Annotated in this window: 16 protein-coding genes and 2 pseudogenes; 4 read left to right on the forward strand and 14 right to left on the reverse strand. The window is 53.1% G+C overall.

Annotated elements, in window-relative coordinates:
• Window positions 1–68 precede the first annotated feature (68 nt).
• From MKZ24_RS28890 to MKZ24_RS28940, 11 genes are all read right to left on the reverse strand, one after another.
• Complete coding sequence (locus MKZ24_RS28890) at window positions 69–1,649, reverse strand: response regulator transcription factor (protein ID WP_340789176.1); 1,581 nt, start codon at window positions 1,647–1,649, stop codon at window positions 69–71.
• Entirely contained in the window at window positions 1,639–3,447 is a 1,809-nt protein-coding gene (locus MKZ24_RS28895; RefSeq protein ID WP_340789179.1) for a cache domain-containing sensor histidine kinase, read from the reverse strand. Before MKZ24_RS28895 ends, MKZ24_RS28890 begins: the two co-directional genes overlap by 11 nt.
• A 71-nt stretch (window positions 3,448–3,518) precedes the next feature.
• A complete protein-coding gene (locus MKZ24_RS28900) occupies window positions 3,519–4,349 on the reverse strand; it encodes a carbohydrate ABC transporter permease (RefSeq protein WP_042234052.1) in 831 nt (276 codons plus the stop codon).
• A 30-nt stretch (window positions 4,350–4,379) separates the two neighbouring features.
• Entirely contained in the window at window positions 4,380–5,255 is an 876-nt protein-coding gene (locus MKZ24_RS28905) for a carbohydrate ABC transporter permease (protein WP_340789181.1), read from the reverse strand.
• Between the two features lie 100 nt (window positions 5,256–5,355).
• Window positions 5,356–6,660: an extracellular solute-binding protein gene (locus MKZ24_RS28910; RefSeq protein ID WP_042241936.1), complete on the reverse strand. Its 1,305-nt coding sequence runs from the start codon at window positions 6,658–6,660 to the stop codon at window positions 5,356–5,358.
• Between the two features lie 334 nt (window positions 6,661–6,994).
• The gene (locus MKZ24_RS28915) at window positions 6,995–8,011 is read right to left on the reverse strand and encodes a glycoside hydrolase family 130 protein (protein ID WP_042234048.1); all 1,017 of its coding nucleotides are present in this window, start codon (window positions 8,009–8,011) and stop codon (window positions 6,995–6,997) included.
• A 138-nt stretch (window positions 8,012–8,149) separates the two neighbouring features.
• Window positions 8,150–9,166, reverse strand: a complete 1,017-nt coding sequence (locus MKZ24_RS28920) for a sugar kinase (RefSeq protein WP_340789185.1) — start codon at window positions 9,164–9,166, stop codon at window positions 8,150–8,152.
• Entirely contained in the window at window positions 9,159–9,914 is a 756-nt protein-coding gene (gene dagF, locus MKZ24_RS28925) for a 2-dehydro-3-deoxy-phosphogluconate aldolase (RefSeq protein WP_042234044.1), read from the reverse strand. The genes MKZ24_RS28920 and dagF overlap by 8 nt, the downstream gene beginning before the upstream one ends.
• On the reverse strand, window positions 9,907–11,019 hold the full coding sequence (locus MKZ24_RS28930; RefSeq protein ID WP_042234040.1) for a DgaE family pyridoxal phosphate-dependent ammonia lyase: 1,113 nt from the start codon (window positions 11,017–11,019) through the stop codon (window positions 9,907–9,909). The genes dagF and MKZ24_RS28930 overlap by 8 nt, the downstream gene beginning before the upstream one ends.
• Window positions 10,973–12,103: an amidohydrolase/deacetylase family metallohydrolase gene (locus MKZ24_RS28935; protein ID WP_042234038.1), complete on the reverse strand. Its 1,131-nt coding sequence runs from the start codon at window positions 12,101–12,103 to the stop codon at window positions 10,973–10,975. The genes MKZ24_RS28930 and MKZ24_RS28935 overlap by 47 nt, the downstream gene beginning before the upstream one ends.
• A gap of 347 nt (window positions 12,104–12,450) precedes the next feature.
• Window positions 12,451–13,836 carry a polysaccharide deacetylase family protein gene (locus tag MKZ24_RS28940; protein WP_042234036.1) on the reverse strand — a complete coding sequence of 462 codons (1,386 nt, stop codon included), beginning with the start codon at window positions 13,834–13,836 and terminating at the stop codon, window positions 12,451–12,453.
• Between the two features lie 250 nt (window positions 13,837–14,086).
• Between MKZ24_RS28940 and MKZ24_RS28945 the strand changes: the two genes are divergently transcribed.
• Window positions 14,087–15,313, forward strand: coding sequence for an AI-2E family transporter (locus MKZ24_RS28945; RefSeq protein ID WP_042234034.1), 1,227 nt, complete (start codon window positions 14,087–14,089; stop codon window positions 15,311–15,313).
• Here MKZ24_RS28945 and MKZ24_RS28950 read toward each other — a convergent pair.
• The 3 genes and pseudogenes from MKZ24_RS28950 to MKZ24_RS28960 all read right to left on the reverse strand — a co-directional run.
• Complete coding sequence (locus MKZ24_RS28950; protein WP_340789193.1) at window positions 15,274–17,079, reverse strand: peptidoglycan D,D-transpeptidase FtsI family protein; 1,806 nt, start codon at window positions 17,077–17,079, stop codon at window positions 15,274–15,276. The genes MKZ24_RS28945 and MKZ24_RS28950 overlap by 40 nt on opposite strands.
• A gap of 108 nt (window positions 17,080–17,187) precedes the next feature.
• Window positions 17,188–19,251: a methyl-accepting chemotaxis protein gene (locus MKZ24_RS28955; RefSeq protein ID WP_156123030.1), complete on the reverse strand. Its 2,064-nt coding sequence runs from the start codon at window positions 19,249–19,251 to the stop codon at window positions 17,188–17,190.
• Window positions 19,252–19,391: 140 nt separating this feature from the next.
• Window positions 19,392–19,651 (reverse strand): annotated as a pseudogene (locus MKZ24_RS28960) (glycoside hydrolase family 130 protein); the annotation flags it as partial.
• A 100-nt stretch (window positions 19,652–19,751) separates the two neighbouring features.
• Between MKZ24_RS28960 and MKZ24_RS28965 the strand changes: the two are divergent.
• From MKZ24_RS28965 to MKZ24_RS28975, 3 genes and pseudogenes are all read left to right on the forward strand, one after another.
• Window positions 19,752–20,437: pseudogene (locus tag MKZ24_RS28965) on the forward strand (glycoside hydrolase family 113).
• 45 nt (window positions 20,438–20,482) lie between these two features.
• Window positions 20,483–21,697, forward strand: a complete 1,215-nt coding sequence (locus MKZ24_RS28970; RefSeq protein ID WP_042234026.1) for an AGE family epimerase/isomerase — start codon at window positions 20,483–20,485, stop codon at window positions 21,695–21,697.
• The gene (locus MKZ24_RS28975; RefSeq protein ID WP_340789199.1) at window positions 21,697–22,869 is read left to right on the forward strand and encodes a glycoside hydrolase family 130 protein; all 1,173 of its coding nucleotides are present in this window, start codon (window positions 21,697–21,699) and stop codon (window positions 22,867–22,869) included. Before MKZ24_RS28970 ends, MKZ24_RS28975 begins: the two co-directional genes overlap by 1 nt.
• Window positions 22,870–22,873 lie beyond the last annotated feature (4 nt).

The following is a 22,873-nucleotide window of genomic DNA, read 5'->3' on the forward strand; positions in this document are numbered from 1 at the left end:
CTCCGCTTCTTTTGCTTTTTGTCTATTTCTTTAGTGCTTCTTATCTAACTGACTTGTCCGGCTTAACCTTACAAGTCCTTGCTCGCCCTCAAGCCCCGATATTCCTTGGGGGTCATGCCCGTATAGGACTTGAACACAGTTACGAAATATTTGTATTCCTTGTAGCCCACCTTGTCGGCAATTTCGAAGATCTTATCATGTGTAGCCGCAAGCAGTGCCTTAGCCTGCTCGATCCGCAGCTCGTTCATATATTCCGTGAACCCCTTGCCCGTGCTCTGCTTGAAAATATAGCTGAAATAACTGGGCGTAATCTTCAGCCAGGCCGCGACCTCGGATGCCTTCAGATCCGTACGGTATTGCGCTTCAATGTAACGCTTGGCCTTCTCAACGATCCAGTAGGAGCGGTCTGTGCCATTCTGTTCAATCAGCTCCAGCAGATCGCCCATGTCCTTCTGGATCAGCTCCTGCAGAGCATCGTAAGAATTAAACAGGTAGAGGTCCGGTGACTGGCGGCCGTAATCCATACCGGTAATTCCGCTCTTGCGCAGCCGTTGGCGCAGCAGAGCGAACAGCTCCTCATACACAGTCACGATCTCATGCAGCAAATACGATTCACGCTTGAAAAAACTCAGCATTTCCGATACCAGCTCCCCGGTCTCACTGGCATCCTGCTTGAATAGAGCCGCTACCAGATTCTGCACCGTACCTGCAATATCCAGTGCCGCAGGCTCCCTTGTACCGCTCCACTGCCGGACAATATCTTCCTCAATCACAGCAGAGTTATCCAGTACAGCATAGCGCAGCAGCCCCACAGCTTCCGCACATCGGTCCGCCGTCTCTGCGGCATCGTCATAAGTCTGCGATGCTCCGCAATTCAGCTCCGCCCCGGGGATAAGCCCGGGAACGAAGCCCTCCAGCCATTCACGCCATTCCTGCGGCTCCAGCCGGTGGTCTGCCGCCGCCAATGTAATCAGCAGATTCTCATGATCGAAGATAGAGACAAGCTTCAGGCCTGGTAACGCCAGCTGCCCCTGAAGGCAGCCTATCCACTGCTCCTGCAGCTGCTCATACTCCTCTTGCCCAAGCTCCGAATAACGCCCGTAGAAGCAGCTCAGCTGCGTGGCAAGAATTCTGAACTGCTCTCCCTGAAGTGAAGAGGGAGCAGCCTTGCGGTAAGCCATCCCTTGCCGGGCCATATTGGTCAGCCAGAGCTTCACTTCATCCCTGCCGCCCTCCTGCTTCTGCTGCCGGATATCTTCTGCCAGCTTGCCCACTACTCCGGTAAGCTCGTCTATATTAACCGGCTTCAGCAAATAGTCGTTCACCCCGAGCCGGATCGCCTGGCGTGCATAATCGAAATCTTCATAGCCGCTGATAATTATCATGCGGACCTCAGGATAACGCCGCCCCACTTGCTCGGCAAGCTGGAGACCATCCATACCGTCCATCCGGATGTCCGAAAGCACGAAATCCACCTCATGCTCCCCCATAATCTGCAGCGCTTCCTCGCCGTCGTAAGCTTCGCCGATGACCTCTATCCCCAGCGCAGCCCAGTCGATGGTCAGGCGAAGTCCTTTGCAAATGACCGGTTCGTCATCAACAATCAGCATTTTAAGCCCTTTGGTGTCAGTTCGTCCGTTATTGCTCATGATCTTCTGCCCCCTCGCTTCCGGCCTGCCGCAACGGGAGCGAGACACGGATTCGTGTGCCTTCACCCGACGTATGGATAATCCGCAGCCCGTAATCCTGTCCGAAAAAAATAGACAGCCGTTCATGAATATTGCGCAGCGCCCCTTCGTGGCCGCTTACGCGCATGGAAGGCTTGTGATCCAGGGTAGCTGCGATTTCCCGCATTCGCTCCGGAGTCATGCCTATCCCATTGTCGGTCACATCAATTCGTATTTCATCTTCAGCCGTATAAGCCTTTACATCAATCGTGTGAACAGGCTTGCTTCTATCCATAGCGTGCTTGACCGCGTTCTCCACCAGCGGCTGGAGGGTCGCCTTCAGAGTAACTGCCTCTTCAATGCCCGGCTCCAGGTGCAGCGAATAGGACAGCTTATCCCCCAGACGGTACTGCTGTAAATACAAATAAGCCTGTACAAATTCCATTTCCTTGCCCAACGTCGTATGATAGCTTCCGTTATTGACGCTGGCGCGAAAGAATCTGGACAGCATTTCGATCAGTTGACTGGATTGCTCCGCCTGCTCCAAGCGGGCCGTCCAGCGGATCATATCCAGGGTATTGTACAGAAAATGAGGGTCCATCTGATTCTGCATCAGCCTTAGCTCCGCTTCCCTTTCGCGGAGCTCCAGCTTGTATTTATGATCAATAAGCTGCTGGATGGTCATGACCATCTCATTAAACTTGCTGCCCAGTTCTGCAATCTCATCCTGAGAGCTGACGGGCACCCTCGCGCTGAAGTCACCGCCGGCCACACGCCCAGTCTCGATCTTCAGCCGCAGAATCGGACGGATAATCGTATAGTGGAATCCAAGAAGTGCAGTGAGCGCCAGCACCAGAATAGCAATCAGGATAATGGACATCACGATCTTGACGCTGCGGAATTCCTCCGCCATCTTCTCTTCGGAGATCATAACGACCACTTTCCAGTCGGAATTTTCAATTTGGTTATACATTGTCAGATACCGCTGGCCCCCGATTTCAGCGGTGGCCAGCTTGCTGCTGCCAGCCGTGAGCCTTTGCATCAGGCCCTGGTCCGGCACATAACCGTCCGGCAGACGGTTGACGGATTCCAGGATCAGATCACCTGCTCCGCCCATTACGAACACGCTGCCGTAACCAGCTGCCAGCACGCCTTTTTCAAGCTGAGCGGCGATATCCGCTTCATCGAGCCGGATGGTCAGCATACCGAGCGGCTTCGTAATCTCACTGAAGGAATTCAGGACCCGGATCATGGAGAGCACCCGGACCTGCCCATTCCATGAACTGTTCAGCGGATAGCCCTCAGTCCAGAGAATCCCGCCTTTTCGGGCCACCGCCTCACGCTCCCACTTGTCTTCATCCCCACTGAACGGCTCGCCCATCTCGATGGTATTACCGTTGTAGCCGGAAATCTCAATGGATCGGATATAACTTCTCGACATTAATTGGAAGGTCAGGAAATCCTCAATATTGCGTTTATATACAGACCTTTGTTCAGCCTCAAGCGGCGGATAGCTGCGGAGAAAGTTCCGCATGTCGGGACTCAGGATGAAGTAGTCGGCGATATCCTCCACCATTTTGGTCTGTTCGCCAAGCTGGCTGGTCACATTATCAAGGTTGCGGCGGGTAGCACTGACGAACTGCTCGCGGAGTACCTTGTTGTACTTATATTGAACAATGACCCCGACCCCGATGGTCGGCAGAAAGACAAATAGCAGAAATATCACCATAGCCTTGCGCTTCAAGCCGAAATTACCGGCCTTTCTCCAGCGTGTTTGCATCCTCAGACTCCTTTTTTCCTCCACCGCCGCTGCTTCCAGGACCTGCTGCACCCATCACTGCGGACCCGGATTTAGCCTTTGACAGCTCCAGCGGTCATCCCGGTAACCAGCTGCTTCTGCAGCAGCAGATAGAAGATCAATATTGGGACGAGTGCAATCGTCAGCGCCGACATCTGCAGCGTATAGCTCGCCGTCTCCACACCGACGAAGTTCGCCAGCCCCAGCGGAAGCGTCTTAAGCGAATTGGAAGTGATCAGTACAAGCGCGAATAAGTATTCATTCCAGTTGTAAATAAAGTTGAGAATCACGACGGTAGCCATAGCCGGGCGGGTGATTGGCAGAATAATAGACCAGAAAATGCGGAATACACCCGCTCCGTCCATAATCCCCGACTCTTCCAGATCCTTGGGAAAGCCCCGCATAAAGCCCTCCAGAATGAACACCGTAAGTGACAGGTGAAACGCCGTATACGGCAAAATTAGCGAGAAATACGTATCTATCAGGCTCAGTTTCTGCATAATCAGGAAGATCGGGATCAATGTGGCGTGAATCGGCACCAGCATCCCCAACAGGAACAACGCATACGTGAAGCCCCTGAGCTTGAAGGTGAACCGGGCAAGGAAATAGGCGGCAAGCGAACCCAGCAGCACGGTCACAATCAGCGATACGAACGTAATCAGCAGACTGTTCAAGAAGTAAATGTTCATATTCGCAATTTCCCAAGCCTTAGTGTAGTTGGAGAAATGCAGTGTGGTCGGGAAGGAGAACGGGTTCGCCGCATATTCCTGCTCTTCCTTAAACGAATTAACGATCATCCAGAAAATCGGAATTATATTCATAATAGCGAACAGACTCAAAAATGTGTAGGCCATGACTTTGAATAACGGTGTTTTTTTATCCATAACTTCTCTCCTCCTTTCTGTAGATCTTCATCAGGCGTCCTTCTCCCGGCCAATCCGGTTAACGATAGAAATCACAACAAGACTGAACAGCAGAATCAGAATCGATACTGCGCTGCCATAGCCGTAACGCAAATTCATAAATGCGCTGTTGTACATATAGAGCGTCATGACTTCTGTCTGATGTGCCGGCCCGCCGCCGGTCAGTACCTGAATCAAATCAAATACGCGGAAAGAGTTACTGATGCTGTATACGACCGCTACCATAATTGTGCTGCGGAGCATCGGAATCGTGATATGCAGTGTCCGGCGGAATCCTGTGGCACCATCCAGCTCGGCAGCTTCATTAACTTCATCCGGGATATTCTGCAGAGCAGCAAGGAAAATAACCATGTACAGCCCGCAGTTCTGCCAAATGTAGGCCACACTGATGGACAACATAGACCACTTCATGTCCCCCAGCCAGTTCTGCTGCCAGCTCTCCAGTCCGAAGAAGGCCAGCATGCTGTTCAGCATCCCGTATTCCGTGTTATAAATCATGCCCCAGATTAAGGAAACCATGACGGACGAGATGACAACAGGCATGAACCCTACGGTACGGAAGAAGCCAGAGCCCTTAAGTCCCTTGTTCAGCAGCATCGCCATGATCAGCCCCAGCGGAATTTGACCGACCAGCCCCGTCAGCATAATGACAATGTTATTCTGTACAGACAGCCAGAACGTATCATCAGTAAGAATACGGGAGTAGTTGTCCAAGCCGACAAACGTCATCTTGCCGATCCCGTTCCAGTCCATCACCGAGTAGTAGAGCGAAATGCCGATCGGTATGATCGCAATTCCAAGATAGATGACCAGCGCCGGGAATAATCCGATAAAGATCGCCAGTTTATTTTGCTTAAGCGTATGCACAGGGCATCCCCCTTCCAGTTGAATCCTCTTCTGCTTATGAAATGGAGAAACGGCTTCGCCTGATGATGCAAACGGCGGTTTCCGTTTCTCCCTGTTAGTCCTAGTTCATTTGGTCAAAAGCTGCCTGTGCATCCTTGGCGACCTCTTCCGGTGTGCCGCGGCCTATAGTGAGCGCCTGTATGCCGTTCTGCACAACGTCAACCACTTGTGTCGGAATGATGCTGTCGAATACAGGAGCCGTGCCTTTGCTGGTCAGCTCAAGCATTTCTTTCAGATAAGGGCTGGCATCCTCAGGAATTTCTACGGTGGCCGGAACTACAACCCCGTTGCGGATCAACTCCTTGTACAGGTCCTCACTGACAAAATACTTCATGAATTCCTCAGCCGCCGCTTTGGTTTTCTCATTCAGTCCGCTCTTAATGGCGATGCCGTACTGCACCACACCCGCACTCTTCACCGGATCACCTTTGCCGCCTTCCACACTCGGGAACAGGGCAATGCCGAACTTGTCGCCTTCGTCATTATTGATCCGGATTCTCGCATCTACCGTTGAGGAAGAGATATGCATAGCTGCTTTGCCCTGGATGAAATAATCCTGGCCTTGTACGGAATCCATGTTGTTGGCATCGGTATTGAAGGCCTTCAGCTTGGTCAGCTCATCAATGACCGCAATCGCTTTGACGAACTCGGGGTCAGTGAATTTCGCTTCCTTATTTACCACCTTTGTAAGGAAGTCACTGCCGGTAAAACGGTCTCCGAGAATGGACAGATAGGAGGACTGTAGCGGCCATTGCTCCTTGTTGCCCAGCGAGATTGGCGTAATCCCCGCCGCTTTCAGCTTGGTGACTGCGTCGATGAACTTATCGTACGTATCAGGAAACTCTGTGTAGCCTACTTGGGCGAACATCTCTTTGTTGTAATAAATGATGTCTACGAAGGTTTGTTTGGTCGGAACGGCATACTGCTGACCGCCTATATTGAACCCGGCCAGGGCGCTCTCCGGCAGAATTGACTTCCAGTTATCCATCAGACCATCAATCGGCTCCACCAGGCTGCCTTCCACCAGCGGCTCGAGATCGGCTCCAGGCCATACGACATTGATGTCCGCCAGATTGTTGGCGGCTGCAAGCGTCCGCAGCTTAGTTTTATATTGTGCAGAAGGCACTCCGTCCTGCTTGATCACAATATTCGGATGCTCCGCCTCAAATTTGGCGATCCGCGCCTTGTATACCTCATTGTCCACATTGGGCGAGGTCCAGGGATGCATCATATTCAGGGTGATGGTCTCTTCGCTATTCCCGCTCCCGCTTGCATTACCCGCGTTGTTGCTGTTGCCGCATGCTGCTGTGAACAAAGCCAGCGCGCCCGCCATCCCAAGCAAAGCTACTTTTTTGGTCTGTTTCATTGTCACCCTAATCAACCCTCTTTCTACTATTATTAGTATCTGCTATTCCCGCACCTCAGATTCCCTCTTGCAGGGACTACCTGAGCTGTTACGTTAATTATAAAAGCTATTAGCTGCGGTCTATATCCCACAAATGTTAGATTATATCCGATATTCTACAGCGGATTTGCAATAAATATGAAAAAAACACTAAAAACCATGAAATAAAGTCATATTATATTACATAAGACGTTATATAAATACCTCTTTTTCCGGGGGACTTGCGGGTAAACGCTTCCAATATTAACAGGATAGGAACCGCCTGAAAATATCCAAGCGGTTAGCGAACATCCTTCTACAATACCGTCTGCCCCAGCAGATGCTCCAGCATATCGGAGAGCGGAACAGTTGCCAGTGCGATGGCTGTATCGGTTACGCCGTAGTAGATATGCAGAATTCCGTCATCGAGTACACAGCCGGTCGGAAAAATAACATTGGGAATCTGATAGCCGAATTTCTCATAATACGTCTCGGGCTCCATGATGAATTCTTTCGTTCTGGCGATCACCTTGGACGGATCTTCCAGATCGAGCAGCATCGCGCCCAGGCGGTACACTGTATCGTCATCTACACCGTGGTACAGCAGCAGCCAACCATGCTCCGTACGAATGGGCGGAGTGGAGGCACCGATCTTTTTGTTCTCCCAGCTGTTTTCCGCTTTGGCCAGCAGCTTCGGGGCTTCCCAGTTTTTCAGATCCTCCGAGTAAGAGATCCAGATTGCTGCCTGCTCTGTTCCGTAAGTTTCACCGATGTACTCCTCCGGTCTGCGCAGCAGCGCGTATTTGCCGCCTATTTTCTCCGGGAACAGCATGTTGTTGCGGTCGTTAATCTCAAGCGGGGTTGTAGTACTTACATACTCCCAGTCCGTCAGATTGCGGGAGGACATCAGAATGGAGCGCGTCAGCCAGTGTCCTTCCTCTTCTCCCCAGCCATCGGGATATTCAGGTATGGAGCGCTCTGGAATGCCGGTTCCGGTCGGATAATAATTCATTGCACAGGGGCGGAGCGCAAAGCTCATGTAGAACAGATCCCCAATTTTCACTATTCTCGGGTCCTGTACACTGCCGTACGGAAAGCCGAGCATATCGGGTGTAACCACCGGCTCGTCCTTCACATGAGTGAAATGGACACCATCCTCGCTTTCCAGCAGACCCAGAACATTTTTGCACGGCGTCAGGGAGCCTGCGGTCCGTTCAATCATATAGAATTTCCCGTTATCCTTGATCACTGCCGGATTAAATACCGTCGCCAGCCGCCAGTCATATTTGCCCGGAACCACGATTGGATTCTCCGGATGTCTGTTGATTTTCATTGCTCTGCCTCCTCAGGGTTAACCTGTACTTGAATTGAATTATCCCCATTATAGCCCGCCCCCGGGCGTCAAAATATCCCGCGCAGTATAGAAATCATCCGAATAATAGCGCTAATATGCCCGGTTAAGGGAGAAGACTCAGCGCTGAACATCGCCGCCCGGATTCATCAGCATCCGGAAGACATCCTGCTCGGAGGACATCGGCGAGTCTCCCGCTACAGTATGCGCCAGCACTCCGGCAGCGGCAGCGAATGAAACGGTATGCTGCGGATCAAAGCCCTCCAGCTCACCGTGAATAATACCGCTGGCATAAGCATCTCCCGCTCCGACCCTGTCCAGGACTGTAAATGTCAGATTATCTGAGAACGAGAAGCAGCCTGCCTTGAAGATATACCCGCGCAGGGAGTGACGGTTGTCCTCATGAATGGTCCGCTGCGTTCCGGCAACTGTACAGAGACTGTAACGGGCAGCCACTTCAGGAATCAGCTCCCGCAGCTGTGCCTCCCGTTCGCCTTTTACCGCATCCATGCCCAGGATGAACATGGCATCCTGCTCGTTCATGAGCACAATGTCAGCCAGATGAAGCATCTCTTCATAGTGCGGCTTCGCCAGCTCATAGCCGCCTTCCCTCCAGAGGGACGGGCGGTAATTGCAGTCAAAAACCACGAGGCCTCCCTTGAGCTTGACCGCTTCGGCGTAGCTTTTCATCGCCGTTCTGACACCGTCATTCATCGCCAGCGTAATGCCGCAGAAATGGACAGCATCCGCTTTGCCAGCAAGCCCGGCAAAGGAATACGTATTCTGCGGAGCTGTATTGAAGCTGCTCCCGGCCCGGTCCGTGTAGGTCACTCTGCCGGGCCGGGCCCCGAACCCGTTCTCCAGGAAATACATTCCGATATACTGCCCGCCGCGCTCAATATAGCCGGAATGAATGCCCAGCTTGCGCAGGCTGGCGATTGCGGCATCGCCCAGCGGCCCCTCGGGCAGCCTGGTAACCAGACTGCCCTGATGCCCGTACCGGGTCAGAGCGGATAACACATTCACACCACTCCCAGAGAATGAATAGTTCAGATTGCTGGCTTGTGACAGCAGCTCATATCCGGGTACCTGCAACCGCATCATCACTTCGCCGAAAGCGGCGATCTGTTTAGACATAGCTGTCCGCCAGCCTGGTCATCATCCGGTATAGCTTCTGCACATCGGCAGGCCGCGTAAGCCCGGTACCCTGGTCAATAATGGAGGTATAGACATGGGGAATGACCTGCGGGACGCCAGCACTAAGCGCAATAGACAATATAGCCTCAAAGTTGGATAGGTCAATGCCGCCTGTCGGCTCCAGCGCAAAGCTCTCCTCGGCACAGGCTTCAGCCACCGCACGCAGCTCTGCTTCCCTGCTCAGACCCTGCATGGGGAAATATTTCAGTGCATTGCCGCCCATATCCCGTACTAGGGCGATTGCTGCCTTCACAGGAATAACCGCCTGCTCCGTCTGAGCGGCGCTAACCGGTCCAGTGGAGATATTAACATAGCCGGGCTGCCCTGCCGGAGAGACCAGACTGTTGATCCAGCTGTTCTTCCCGCCCAGACTTGCACGGGTGATGCCTACGGCAGGAAATACCTGATTGATGTGGCTTCCGCCATAGTACCTGGCGATTTCCGCCACCACTGCAGCTTGACGGTTATCCCCGGCTCCCAGTCCGATGGATACTGCACCGTCAATTTCCCGGTCATAGGCTTCCATTGCTGTTACCGCTTCCTGGACAGTGGCATAATCCTTCGAGAGTACGCCAACCAGTACATGCCCCTCGGACGCCTCGAACACCTCTTTGGCGTTCCCGATATCCCGGGCCAGCACATTCAAGGCGACCCGTCCCTTGTAGAACCGTTCTGCAATCTTAGACATCTGCTTCTCCTCCAGTCAATTGGCGAATTCTCGCCGCAATGATGTGAATGTCATCGCCCGTGAGCGGACGCGGATCAATATCGAAATAACCCTGCCGGACGCCGTAGTCCCGGGTATAAATGGCGATATCCCCCTGCTGCAGCCCTTCGGACAGCTCCTGTGCGGAAATTCCGGCCAAAGCCCGGTCCACCTGGACTCTCCCCCGGAAGATCGCCCGTCCAGCTTCATCCTGGACAACAGACACCTGTATGCCGGGAAGCCCATTCAGGGTCAGCAACGTCTGCAAGGCTGCTTTTTCCTGCCTGCTGTTATCCTGTTTAACCGCATACTCATCCAGCGCCTGCAGCAGCCCGAACGTCGTTTCTTTGCCGACCTTCATACTCCGTCCGATGCCGTGGAGCTGTACCTTCAGCCATTCGATATAGGTCCGCTTGCCCGCGACAATGCCGGAGGTCGGTCCTTCAATAGCTTTAGAACCGCTATAAATAACCAGATCGGACACCTGCACATATTTCTGCAGATCCTCTTCTGCTGCGGCATCCACAATCAACGGAAGGCCTGCCGCCTGGGCGACCTCCCAGGCCTCTTCGACAGAAATCATATTCTTCTGCACCGCATGATGGGATTTCACATACAAAATGGCAGCCGTCCGCTCCGACACAGCGTCCCTGAGATGCTCTGCCCGGCCTTCATTGGCATAACCGGCTTCCAGGACTGCCCCGCCGCCGAGGTAGATCATAGTTTCAACAGGCGCACCATATTGCACGTTATGCCCCTTCAGCATAATAATCTCATTCCGGTACAGCTTATCCTGATGCAGGCGAAGGCTTGCACGCGGTTCGCCGCGTGTTACCACCGCTGCTACCGCAAGTGCAATTCCGCTGGAAGCCGAATTGACAATCACCGCAGCCTCCGAACCGATATGCCGTGCTGCATAGTCTCCAGCCTTATCTACCAGCTCGGCAATCTCCACATACCGCTGTCCTCCCTGCTTCATCGCATCCATCACCGTATCCGTAGGGGCTGATACCCCCAGGATACTCATGCGGCCGCTGGCATTAATCACCCGCTTCAGGCCGTATTTCGCATTCAATGAATCTGCCATCAACGAACACTCCCATCGCTTCAATAATTTGCCGGCCTACCCGCCGCGTGCCTTCTGAATCCACCAACTCGACCAGCTGGTCCTTCACTCGGAATAACGTCAGATTAGCCTCGCCTCCGGTGCGGATTTCACCCAGCTCAGGTCTGCCAAGCCAGTCTGCAACCTGTGTTGTCACCCGTTCCACTGTTTCCTCAAGAGAATAGCCGAGTGCAAGAAATTTAGTCAGCACATGGGCCAGACTGAAGACCGGGCCGTGCATCCGGTTGCCCCGGTAGATGTCGCTGCTGATCGTATCCGGATGGACACCGCTGCGCCTCGCGGCTTCCGCCACATCAAAGGAAAAGCTGGCTGTTCCGTGTCCGACATCCAAATGGACTCCGCGTAAGACCGCTTCCTTCAAGACTTCAAGCGGCTGGCCCGCACCGTCAAACAGATTATTGCTTTTGCCGTTCAAATAATGGGTGATGATATCCCGCCTGCGCAAAAGCGGAATCACCTCACGGATATCCGGAGGACCCGAGCCGATATGTACCATCAGCGGCAGGCCCGTCTCTTCCGAGAGCTGAACCGCCGCATGCAGCGGCTCAAGTCCGTTCTCCTTCACCACACTCCGGCTGATCCTCGCCTTCAGTCCTACGATAAATCCCGGGTGCTTCGAGACAGCCAGCAGTAGCCTTGCCCGGTTAATCCATTCCATATCGGCCAGCTCATCAATCCGCTGCAGCCCGATATGTGATATGTTGAGGAAAGCCAGCAGCCTGGTAGCCGCTCTCCGCCCCGCTTCTGCAAGCTCAGCGATCCGGTCAGCCCCGCAGCTTCCGGCATCCACAATAGTGGTCACGCCTTGCTTCACGCCTATCTCATCTATCTCGTCCCCGTACGGGTCAAAAGCGGGAAAAGCATGAACATGCATATCAATCCAGCCGCTGGAGACATAGGCTCCCGCCGTCTCCCATACCCGGCCGCCGGCCGCATCTGCGGTACCTGCGGGTACAATCTCTGCGATCCTTCCATTCTCCACCACCAAATCCACTTCTTCACCGTTCATCCGCCTTACCCGGCGGAGCAGCAACCGCTCTGTCATCATCCTCATCTCCCTTCAGTTCAACTGTTGATGCCGCCCACTGTATGAATTAATCATAGCCCGGCCCCGCAGAAAGAAATATCCCATAAAATTGCGATTATATCGTGAGAATTCAGATCATTCTCCAGTGCATGGATACCAGAAGTATTTCCTATTTCTGCCGCAACGCAAAATAACCCCACAAAGTGGGGCTTAGCATCTATGATTACTCAGGTACTTTGCTCGGACCCCCATAGCCTAATTTTCATCAAAAAAAAAGCCTTCAAAACCCGCAGGTTATGGAAGCTTATCTTATAATTAGTATTATAATTATTATTATGGCTATTTCATTTAATTCCTTATGCGCTTCAATGAACCACCGTTGCTCCGGGCAGTTCAAGCTCAGCTTCCAGGGAGTGCTCCTCTTCCCGCACCCGTTCGCGCTGCTTCACCGGCTTCTGCGGCCGCTGCTGGTTCATCTGGCCAGACAGCTGCGACACGGGCATCAGCATCATTTTGGGTACCAGCAGCTCACTGCGGACTTTAAGTCTCGCTCCGCCTGACGGATGAATGACGCTGAGCAGAATACTGAGATAGAATTTGGTGGAGCTTGCGAACAGGCCGTTTGGCAGATCCAGAACCATGAATCCGAATTTCTCCGGCCCGCGGTTCAGCAAGCTCACACCGTAGAGCGCCTTGGCTTCCGCCAGTTCCACATCACCGGCAATCCGCTCCGCAAGCACTGGGAGATCCTTCTCCATGCGGCGGATCATGCGGATGGCCAGCTGTGCCGAGGAACGCGAATGAACGCCCAGCTCGAACAGCTGCCTGTTGTCGATATGCAGCTCTATCACCTTATCACCTTTGCTTAAGGTCTCGCCGTTATCCATGTGCACGGGATTCCCCTGATACTTACGCAGCCGGTAATGCAGGAACGGATCTGCCGGAGAGATCGTCTTGATCTGGAACAATAGCTGGAATACCTGTTCCCAGGCCAGCCATAAGCCGACAACCAGCCGTTTGCCGAAAGACAGCCTTGTAATAGGGGAGTCCTGTACCGCCTTGATCATCTCGTCAATCCGGATACTTCGCAGCCCCCGTCGATCCGCTTCTTGAAGCATCCGCTCCAGGGCAATAAGCATATGCTCTGGTGCATGCGGATCGGCACCGAGCGTAGTACCACAGTCATGAAGCAGCAGGACCTCACCGGGACCCAGCTTAGAGATCAGCTTGTCGGTCAGCCGTTCCGCCCCCAGCTTCTCCTTCCAGTCGCCGAACATGGCCGACCAGAGTACAATCTGCACCTGCCGCCGCTTCGAGAAGTCAAACAGGTTCACAATCCCCCACGGCGGACGGTAATACGTGCTGCGCTCGCCGGTTATTTTGAAGATAATATCATCGGTCCGCTGAATTTGCTTCCTCACCGTTGCCGGACGCATCAGCCAGTTCGTCTTGTGCACATAATTGTGAATCCCGATAAGATGCCCTTCATCATGCATACGCTTAATAATCTCCGGATGTGCTTCAGCATGTGCACCGACCACGAAGAAAGTCGCCTTAGCCCCATAACGCTTAAGCAAATCCAGCAATAACGGTGTATAGTGCGGGTCAGGTCCATCATCAAAGGTCAGGCCGTAATCCGTGCGCCCGATTCCCTTTCGAAAGACACGATAACCAAATATCCGGCTGATCATTCCAGGAATGAAAGCATAAAAGGTAGAGATATAAAATAGCCAGAGCAGCAAAGTCTGCATGTAAATTCCCCGCTTTTCCAGAGTTGACTTTGGCTCGTCTTACGTGTGATACGGCCAAGTAGAGTAAGTAGAAGCGTCTGCTGTCCTGCAAGAGGACAATACCGTTGTGGCGACAAGTAGTGCATTCAAAAAACATTACCCCCTATTTTAACACAGCTGCCAAAGAAATAGACGCTTTTTTAATAAAATCGTGTACAATGAATTGAAGTGATTATTGTAAATTTATCTAGAAAAGGAGTCGTTTATCTCTATGCTGCCGCTGTACAAAAAATATTGGCGCACTTTTTTCGACATCGGATTGGTTATCCTGACGCTGTATCTCGTGATGCTGGGATTCAGTAAGCTGTATCAGCTGGCCGCTCCTGTGTTCCTGTCCTTTTTTGTCTTCCTGCTGATTGAGCCGCTGGCCCGGTTCCTGAACCGCAAGGGAATGGCTAAGCCTTTTGCCTCCGCTATCTCCGTGGTCCTCTTCCTAGTGATCCTGCTTGGCGCCTTATTTGCTGCCGGACTGCTAATTACGACCCAGGTCATTCAATTCCAGGATAATCTGCCCAGATATACATACATAGTCCAGCAGCATTTTACTGAGGCTACCACCTATCTCCAGCAAAAAATCGATGCGCTCCCGCCCGATCTCACAGATAAGCTGAACGGTTATTTCACCGATGCTACCAATGTCCTCTCGACGTGGATGGTCACCTTCTTTAAATATATGATCGGTGTGCTTGGCTCCTTCTCTTCCTTTATGGCTAATTTCGGCATTGCGATTATTCTGGCCTTTTTTCTCAGTATGGAGATTAAGGACTGGCGCCGGATTGCCCATGACAAGCTGCCCAAGACCTTTAAGACGGCTTACGCTTTCCTGCAGGGGAATGTGTTCAAGGCTATCGGTTCTTATCTAAAAGCCCAGCTGATTCTGATCAGCATTACCTTCGTGATCGTTCTCGCCGGACTGCTGATCCTGCAGACTGGAAATGTTCTTACTCTAGCTCTGATCTGCGCCTTGTTCGACCTGCTGCCACTACTTGGAGTACCGGCGATTCTGATCCCCTGGATCATTTATTTATTCATTGTCGGCAATACCTCACTGGCCATTGGTCTGATCATTCTGCTGGCAGTGGTGATGGTGATCAGACAGCTGCTGGAGCCCAAAATCACCGGAAATTCGATTGGCGTCTCCTCGGCGTTCCTGATGCTATCCTTCGTCATTCTGTCTTCCTCTGTATTTGGTATCGCTGGCCTTATTCTGTCGCCGATCCTGCTGATCCTGCTCAAGGAGCTGATTCAGCAGGGGTATCTGCAGCGCTGGATCTATCTGCCGCAGGAGGAATTCATCGTGTCTCCGTTCGCCGCTTCTGAACCCTCCACAGCAGGCGGCCCCGTATCGGGTAATACGGCAGGTACAGCTTCGGCAGGTACAGCAGGCACCGACGATACTCAGGCCCCCGTTGACCCGGACAGCAGCTCAAATACTTGACCGAATAATTTGGCAGCTGCCTGCGGACTGCTTGGAGCCACGTTCTCGACAGCAACGGATACAGCATATCTCGGATGGTCTACCGGGCCATAGCCGATGAACCATTGATTATTGCGGGCCGCGCCTTTGACCAGAGTCTGCGCTGTGCCTGATTTGCCGGCGACCGGCCATTCAAGGCCCTGCAGCGTCTTGCCTGTTCCTTCTGTCACCACTTTACGCATCATGGACAGCAGCACGCGGGCGGTTGCCCCCGATATTCTGCCCTGCGGGGCAGGGGCCAGATGTCCCGGAAGCTCCTTCAGCGTCTGGCCGTTGGCAAACGCAACCCGCTGCAGAATACGCGGCGCTCTAACCTCCCCGCCATGCAGCAGCGTGACTACGAGGTTCGCCGCCTGCAGAGGCGTAATCCGCACATCGCGCTGGCCGATCGCGGTCTGCACCCTGGCCCCGCCGTCATCCGGCAGCAGCGTGGTGAAGATCGTCCCCGTCTGCTCCCCGGAGAGCGGCCGGAGCAGTGGAAGGCCCAGCGTATTCTCCGCCTGCCAGCCGATGTCCCGTCCAAGGCCAAGTGCCAGAGCAGCAGCATTAAGTTGTGCTCCACTAAGCCGCTCGGCAAGCGTGGCGAACACGGTATTACAGGACACGGCGAACCCTTGCGCCATCGTAAGGGCGCCGTGTCCTTTGCCGTTCAGGCAGGTTAATCCGTATTTACCGTATTCCCCATTACAATAGAACGGTTCCTCCGGTGAAGTTAATCCGGCCTCCAGGGCAGCAGCGGCAGTGACTATCTTGAAGATGGACCCGGGTACCGCTGCCTGCAGCGCCCGGTTGTTCCACTCCCCTCCTTGCGGTGAGATCTGCTCCGGGTTGTAGAACGGCAAGGATACCATCGCGGCAATATCGCCGTTCTGGCTATCCAGGACTACAACTGCCCCCTCCTTTACGTTCGCTTCTGCGGCCAGTTGCTCAATACTCTCCTGTAGTTTCTTATCAATCGTGGTATATAAAGACAGCGGGTAATAAGGATTCCCCGGTGCTTTGACTATAATCGGACTGCCTGGAACACGGTTTCCCCGGGCATCCACCTGGGCAACCGCCTCCGTATGCCCCACTCCCTGCAGCAGCGGCTCCAGTGTTTTCTCCAGCCCGTCCGTACCTGTACGCGGAATCCGCAGACCAGTCGGTGATTGCCGTAGCGCTTCACCCGAAGCTTCAGACAAATAACCAAGCCATTGCCGTCCTGAAGCGGCTCCATCATATCTGCGGGCAAAGGGTAGCGCCTTAACCCCCTCAATTCCCAGCTCTTCCACTTCCCGGGCCTCTGACAACGACAATGCCAGCGGAGTGCCCCCCTTGCCGGAGGGCCAGAGCAGCGGCTCCTTAAGCCCTGTGCGTGTAGATTGCAGCTGGCTGTAGCTGACCCCAAGAATTTCTGCCAGGCGGTGCAATTGGTTATCCCCGGCAGGCTCCCCGGTAACCGTATGCAGCGGAAGTGATTCTTCCTGCGGAAACAGTGCCGCTGTCCATACAGTCTCTCCGGCCAGCGGTTCTCCGTTCCTGTCATAGAGCCGGCCCCGCCCACTGTCCAGTACTGTCTCCCGCTCGCTCTGAATTTCAGCCATCTGTGCCATCGTGTACCCGCTGCTGCTTACCTGCTGATTCTTCATCAGCAGCTGGACCCAGGCCAGTCTGATGATCAAGCCTGCAACGAGCACAGACAGAATCAGCAGACTCCAAAATATACGTTTGTGAACCAGCTTCTGCAAGTGTTATTCCTCCATCAAGTGGGCTGCTGAACTATGGGTTCTATTATGCCCACCCCAACCCGCAAAAAAACCGCTTCCCCAGAAGGAAAAGCGGTTAACACTCACAGCTTACACGCTAAATTTAGACAATCGTTCTTTAAGCTTGGATGAGGCATTCTCCAGTTTGGCGGAGAGATTGACCAAATATTCGCTTACGCTCTCCTGCTCGCCGGTGAGGGATGCCACCTCCTCGGAGGTGGCAGAGGATTCTTCCGCAAACGAGCTGACATTGCCAATCGTCTCGGACAGCACTCTCTGCGAGTGGTTCAGCCCGTCTATCGACGATGACACGGAATCCAGCCGGGTGATCAGATGATTCATTTGACCCTGCACGCTGATGAAGATCTCACTGGTGTTCTGTACATAGGTCATCTGTTCTCCAAACAAAGGTGCCACCTCGGATAATGCGGCTACAGTCTCATGCATGTCATTCATAATTCTGTCGGTGATCTCAGCCACTACTGCAATGGAACGCTTGGACTGTTCAGCCAGCTGACGGATTTCATCAGCGACCACGGTGAAGCCTTTGCCCGCTTCGCCTGCCCGGGCTGCTTCAATAGTAGCATTAAGCGATAAAATATTGGTCTGCTGGGTAATGTTCTGCATGACCTCAAGCACCCGGATGACTGACGAGGTGGTATCCTTGAGTTCATTGACCTTAATCACGAGCTTCCCTGTCCTATCGCCGGTCTCTTGCGTTCTGCCCAACAGCTCCTGCAGTTTGACGACACCCTCTCTGCTGGACGCCTCCACGCTATGTGCGGTCCCGCCAATCTCCTGGGCCGCAGCAATCACCGCATCCATCCGCTCGGAGATCTGGGCGGTCATCTCATTTCCGCGGTCTGCTTCCAGCGCCAGATTCCCTGCACCGCCGGCAATCTGTTCAGTTGCTGCGGCAATATCCTGTGCGGCTACAGCGGTCTCGCGGGATGCATTGCCCAGGGCATCTGCTGTCTCCAGCACTTCACGTGCAGTTTCATTGGTGTGCACGACCAGCTCTGTGATCCGTTCCATCATCATGTTGAAGGAGCCTGACAGCTGGCCGATTTCATCATTCGAGACTACCTTTGTACGCACACGCAGGTCACCTTCTGCCCCTTGGAACATCAGGTCCCGCAGGTGCGACAGCGGCCGCGAGACCATCCGTACCATCCAGAAGCCAATGAGAATGGCGATGAGTGCAGCGGCAGCCACTGCTATGTAGGTGGTGTTAAGGATACGTCCCGCATCCTTAATCAGATTCTCGGAAGGGACAACGCCCAGCAGTCTCCAGCCCGAGCTCTGCAGCGTACCATACACGGCAAGAATGGATTTGCCCTTCTCATCTTTGGTCGGCAGGGACCCTGTGCTCTCGCTGAGTCCCTTGAACAGGGTGCCGCCCAAGCGAAGATACGTGTCTGTCTCCTCATGCTGGGAAGAGGCAATCATCTCATCTTTGGTAGTCAGCAGTTGGATATAAGAGTCCATCCCCAGATCGACTTTGCTGAGCTGGCTGGCCAACTCCGTAGTCTTGATGTCACAGACCGCTATGTATCCTGAGCTTCCGGCTTCCCCCGCTACGGATTTGGCGAAATGGACCACGCCTTCTGCTTCCCCTTGCTTCAGTGCCTCGGTAATCCACAAGCCCTGCGGCTTATCCTGCAGCTGCTTGTACCACGAAGCTTTGCGGACACCCGCCAGGAATTCATTGTCCACAGCCCCCGCTGACGCGGCAGGCAGAGCTTCATTTAGAGGAATCAAATAAACCGCTTGCACATTAGTAACTGCAGTGAGCCAATGGTTCAACTCGCCACTGATCACAGCGGCATGTTCCATACCCCCGCCTGCGGCAGCAGTACTTTCTTCTGAGACTGCCTGCTGAATATCCTTGTTGTAGAACAGCTGTCCCAGATTATCTTCAAAACGCAGCAGAGTCACATCAAGCTTCTCTGCCGTTTGCTCGACTGTCTGCTGATTAGCGGACAGTGCATTGTTCTCGATAGTTTGTTTGGCAACAGAGTAGGATGTATAGCCCAAAGACAGAACAATTCCCATCGTCGCAACGAAAAACACGAGAAAAAGCCGCACCCCCAGCGACTTGGAGGGATGCAGCCGAGTTAGAATACTTTTACCGCGAACTGTTGACTTGCTCAAAAAATCACCGCCGGATCTGCTGTATTCTTGTAGGGAATGATTTCCGCACAAGGCCAGTATTAATAATATACCATCAGATCCTTTATCGCTGTGATTTTGTTGTATGAGATGAATGCTTCCTTATTCGGCCTAGATTCGATCTAGATTTTACCCAAATCCGCATCATCGCCAACCTCTTCATGGGTGTCGATCACGTAGTTGATGATTTCCTGCACTGTCGTATATGCAACACTACATAATTGTCAGCCGCCCAGTAGTAGATTGCAATGCGGCCCGTTTCGGCATCATTCAAGGTCGCGCACGGGAAGAGCACATTGATCACGAAACCGCTCTCCTCATACCATTCTTCCGGCGTAAGTACGAAGTTCTTGGAGCGGTATTTGACTCTCGACGGCTCGTCTCAGGCTTCCCACGCAATTCCCTCTTGAAAACATTCATAAAAAGCGTTATAACTTAATTGTATTATTGTTATCATTAAATAACAATAACATAATAACAAAATACAAATAAATTATTATTTTTCCTGGGCCAATGATGCAGCGGAGTCTTCCATGGAGCTGATGAAGAGGTTTACCGGTGCGAATTGGACCGCCATCGCATTCAGCGCACTTCAAGCTACCCCGCAATCTACAGAAATCCCTTATTGGTCGGAACCTACGGTCAGTGATGAAGAGGTACGCTGGGCCATCCGCCAGGCAAAATCACTTGAACTGAAGGTTTGCCTGAAGCCCATTGTGAATTGTGCAGACGGCAGACGGCACATGGCGGGCTCATATCAACTTCTTCGACAAGGATGTTTCCTGTGAGCCGAAATGGTCAGAGTGGTTCCGTTCCTATACAGCCTTTATCCTTCATTATGCTGTGCTTGCCGAAGAGAGCGGCTTCTAGATGTTCTGTATCGGCTGTGAGCTGGTCCAGCCGGACCGGCAGTGCCGCCATCCCGAATGACTGGAATCTCGAGGGCGGCCCGGATCTTGAAGAGCAAAGCCGGTTCTACCTTGCCATGTTCGGCGCCTGCGGGAAGCGGGACTGGGTACGGGGCTTCATGCTGTGGGATTGGCCGGCACAGCTCTATCCGCTGGACGAAGCTGCGGGCAACGATGATTACTGCATGTACGGCAAACCGGCGGCCGGCATTATCGAAGCGTATTACGGTTCCAAGACGAAATCCTTGTCTACCCTGTAGCCGGATTTCAATATCTACCATTACTGTTTAGGAGTGAACAACCACATGACGAAATCGCCCCTGATTTGGCGGAATGAAATGGAAGCAGAGCTGAAAGACAATATCCTCAGCTTCTGGATGAAGCATACCCTGGATGAACAGCATGGCGGATTTGTAGGTGAAATTGACAACCAGATGAATACCAATCCGGAGGCCGGAAAAAGCCTGGTGCTGAACGCACGGATTCTGTGGACGTTTGCGAGCGCTTACCGCATGTATGGTGACGCTGAATATCTGACTATGACTGAACGGGCCTACGCCTATTTGCTTCAATATTTCACTGACACCGAGTACGGCGGCTATTACTGGATGGTTGATGCGCTGGGAGCCCCTTCCGAACGCAAAAAACAGATCTACGGCCAGGCTTTCGCCATCTATGCCCTGGCCGAGTTCCATCATGCCACCGGACGCCAGGATGCGCTTGATCAGGCTGTGGCACTGTTCCGTCTAGTCGAGCAACACGGATATGATCCGCTTAATAAAGGTTATATCGAAGCCCTTTCTGAGCAGTGGCAGATGACTGAGAATTTAAGCCTCAGCAGCAAGGACATGAATGAGAAGAAGTCGATGAACACCCATCTGCATGTGCTTGAAGGCTACACCGGCCTGTACCGCGTGTGGAAATCCGAGGAGCTGCGGGTCCGGCTGGCTGAGCTGATTGAGGTTATGCTCCTCCACATCATTGATGCTGAAGGCAAGCATTTCCATCTGTTCCTGGATGAAGAGTGGAATATCAAGTCCGACCATATCTCCTACGGCCACGATATCGAAGGCAGCTGGCTGCTGGTTGAAGCGGCTGAAGTGCTTGGGGATGAAGAGCTGCTGCACCGGGTGCTGGCAGTTGCATTGTCCATGGCCGAAGCTACATTGGCTGAAGGCATTGACACTGACGGCGGAATCTGGAATGAAGCCGATCATAATGGGCTGCTGGATAAGAATAAAGACTGGTGGCCGCAGGCGGAAGCAATCGTGGGCTTCTATAATGCCTACCAGCTATCCGGAGATCCACGCTTCCGCGAGGCTGCCGAGGCAGCTTGGACGTTCACTAACAGCTACATGGTCGATCATACATTAGGCGAGTGGTTCTGGGCCGTTGATGAATCCCTGCAGCCGCTGGAGCATGCAGCCAAGGTCAGTGCCTGGAAATGCCCTTATCATAACAGCAGAGCCTGCTTTGAAATGATCGGAAGATTGACAACAACCTCAAAGGAGACTAAATAATGAGCACATTATTCAGAGAACGCAAGGCGCAGTTAACAGAACGGTATGAATCACTGATTGCCCGCAAAAATGAGAAGGTTCCCTTTGGCAACGGTACCTATGACCGTTATCGGTACCCGCTGCTCACTGCAGAGCATGCGCCGCTGATCTGGCGTTATGACTTTAACCCGGCAACCAATCCTTATTTCGCTGAACGGATCGGCGTGAACGGCATCTTTAATCCGGGGGCTATTGAGCTGGACGGCAAGTTCTACATTGTGGCCCGTGTCGAGGGGAATGACCGCAAATCCTTCTTCGCTGTGGCCGAGAGCGACAGCGGTGTAGACGGCTTCCGCTTCTGGGATCATCCGGTTGTCCTGCCGGAAACTGAAGATCCGGATATCAACGTCTACGATATTCGTCTGGTGAAACATGCCGACGGCTGGATCTACGGCCTCTTCTGCACTGAGCGTAAAGATCCCGCTGCCCCGCACGGTGATCTGTCCAGCGCAGTCGCCCAGTGCGGGATCACCCGCACTAAGGACCTGAAGACCTGGGAACGTCTGGCTGACCTCAAGACCGGCTCTGCCCAGCAGCGTAATGTAGTGCTGCATCCTGAATTCGTAGACGGCAAATATGCTTTCTACACCCGCCCGCAGGACGGGTTCATTGATGCAGGCTCCGGCGGCGGCATCGGCTGGGGATTGTCCGATACTATTGAGAATGCTGTAATTACCAGCGAATCCATTATGGATCAGCGTTATTATCATACGATCAAGGAAGTGAAAAACGGCCAGGGCCCGGCACCGGTCAAAACCCCTCAAGGCTGGCTGCACATCGCCCATGGTGTCCGCAACACTGCTGCCGGACTGCGTTATGTACTGTACGCATTCCTGTCCGATCTGAATGAGCCGAACAAGGTTACCCATGCTCCCGGCGGACATTTTATCGCTCCGGACGGTGAAGAACGCATCGGCGATGTATCCAACGTTGTATTCTGCAACGGCGTAATCGCCCGGGACAACGGAGACATCTACATCTACTACGCTTCCTCCGACACCCGGATTCATGTAGCTACCACTTCAGTAGAGCAAATGCTTGATTATGTGCTGAATACTCCTGAAGATCCGCTCCGCACTTATGCCTGTGTCCAGCAGCGCATTGCCCTGATTGACCGGAATCTCCAGCTGTAATTGC

Origin of the sequence: Paenibacillus sp. FSL R7-0297 (assembly GCF_038009025.1) — a bacterium.
GTDB lineage: Bacteria > Bacillota > Bacilli > Paenibacillales > Paenibacillaceae > Paenibacillus_AQ.

Coding starts and splice junctions, on each gene's coding strand:
- MKZ24_RS28910 (WP_042241936.1), bottom strand. CDS start 6,660: ATGAAACAGACCAAAAAAGTAGCTTTGCTTGGGATGGCGGGCGCGCTG.
- MKZ24_RS28975 (WP_340789199.1), top strand. CDS start 21,697: ATGAGCACATTATTCAGAGAACGCAAGGCGCAGTTAACAGAACGGTAT.
- MKZ24_RS28930 (WP_042234040.1), bottom strand. CDS start 11,019: ATGGCAGATTCATTGAATGCGAAATACGGCCTGAAGCGGGTGATTAAT.
- MKZ24_RS28935 (WP_042234038.1), bottom strand. CDS start 12,103: ATGACAGAGCGGTTGCTGCTCCGCCGGGTAAGGCGGATGAACGGTGAA.
- MKZ24_RS28920 (WP_340789185.1), bottom strand. CDS start 9,166: ATGTCTAAACAGATCGCCGCTTTCGGCGAAGTGATGATGCGGTTGCAG.
- MKZ24_RS28915 (WP_042234048.1), bottom strand. CDS start 8,011: ATGAAAATCAACAGACATCCGGAGAATCCAATCGTGGTTCCGGGCAAA.
- MKZ24_RS28895 (WP_340789179.1), bottom strand. CDS start 3,447: ATGCAAACACGCTGGAGAAAGGCCGGTAATTTCGGCTTGAAGCGCAAG.
- MKZ24_RS28970 (WP_042234026.1), top strand. CDS start 20,483: ATGACGAAATCGCCCCTGATTTGGCGGAATGAAATGGAAGCAGAGCTG.
- MKZ24_RS28940 (WP_042234036.1), bottom strand. CDS start 13,836: ATGCAGACTTTGCTGCTCTGGCTATTTTATATCTCTACCTTTTATGCT.
- MKZ24_RS28890 (WP_340789176.1), bottom strand. CDS start 1,649: ATGAGCAATAACGGACGAACTGACACCAAAGGGCTTAAAATGCTGATT.
- MKZ24_RS28945 (WP_042234034.1), top strand. CDS start 14,087: ATGCTGCCGCTGTACAAAAAATATTGGCGCACTTTTTTCGACATCGGA.
- dagF (WP_042234044.1), bottom strand. CDS start 9,914: ATGTCTAAGATTGCAGAACGGTTCTACAAGGGACGGGTCGCCTTGAAT.
- MKZ24_RS28900 (WP_042234052.1), bottom strand. CDS start 4,349: ATGGATAAAAAAACACCGTTATTCAAAGTCATGGCCTACACATTTTTG.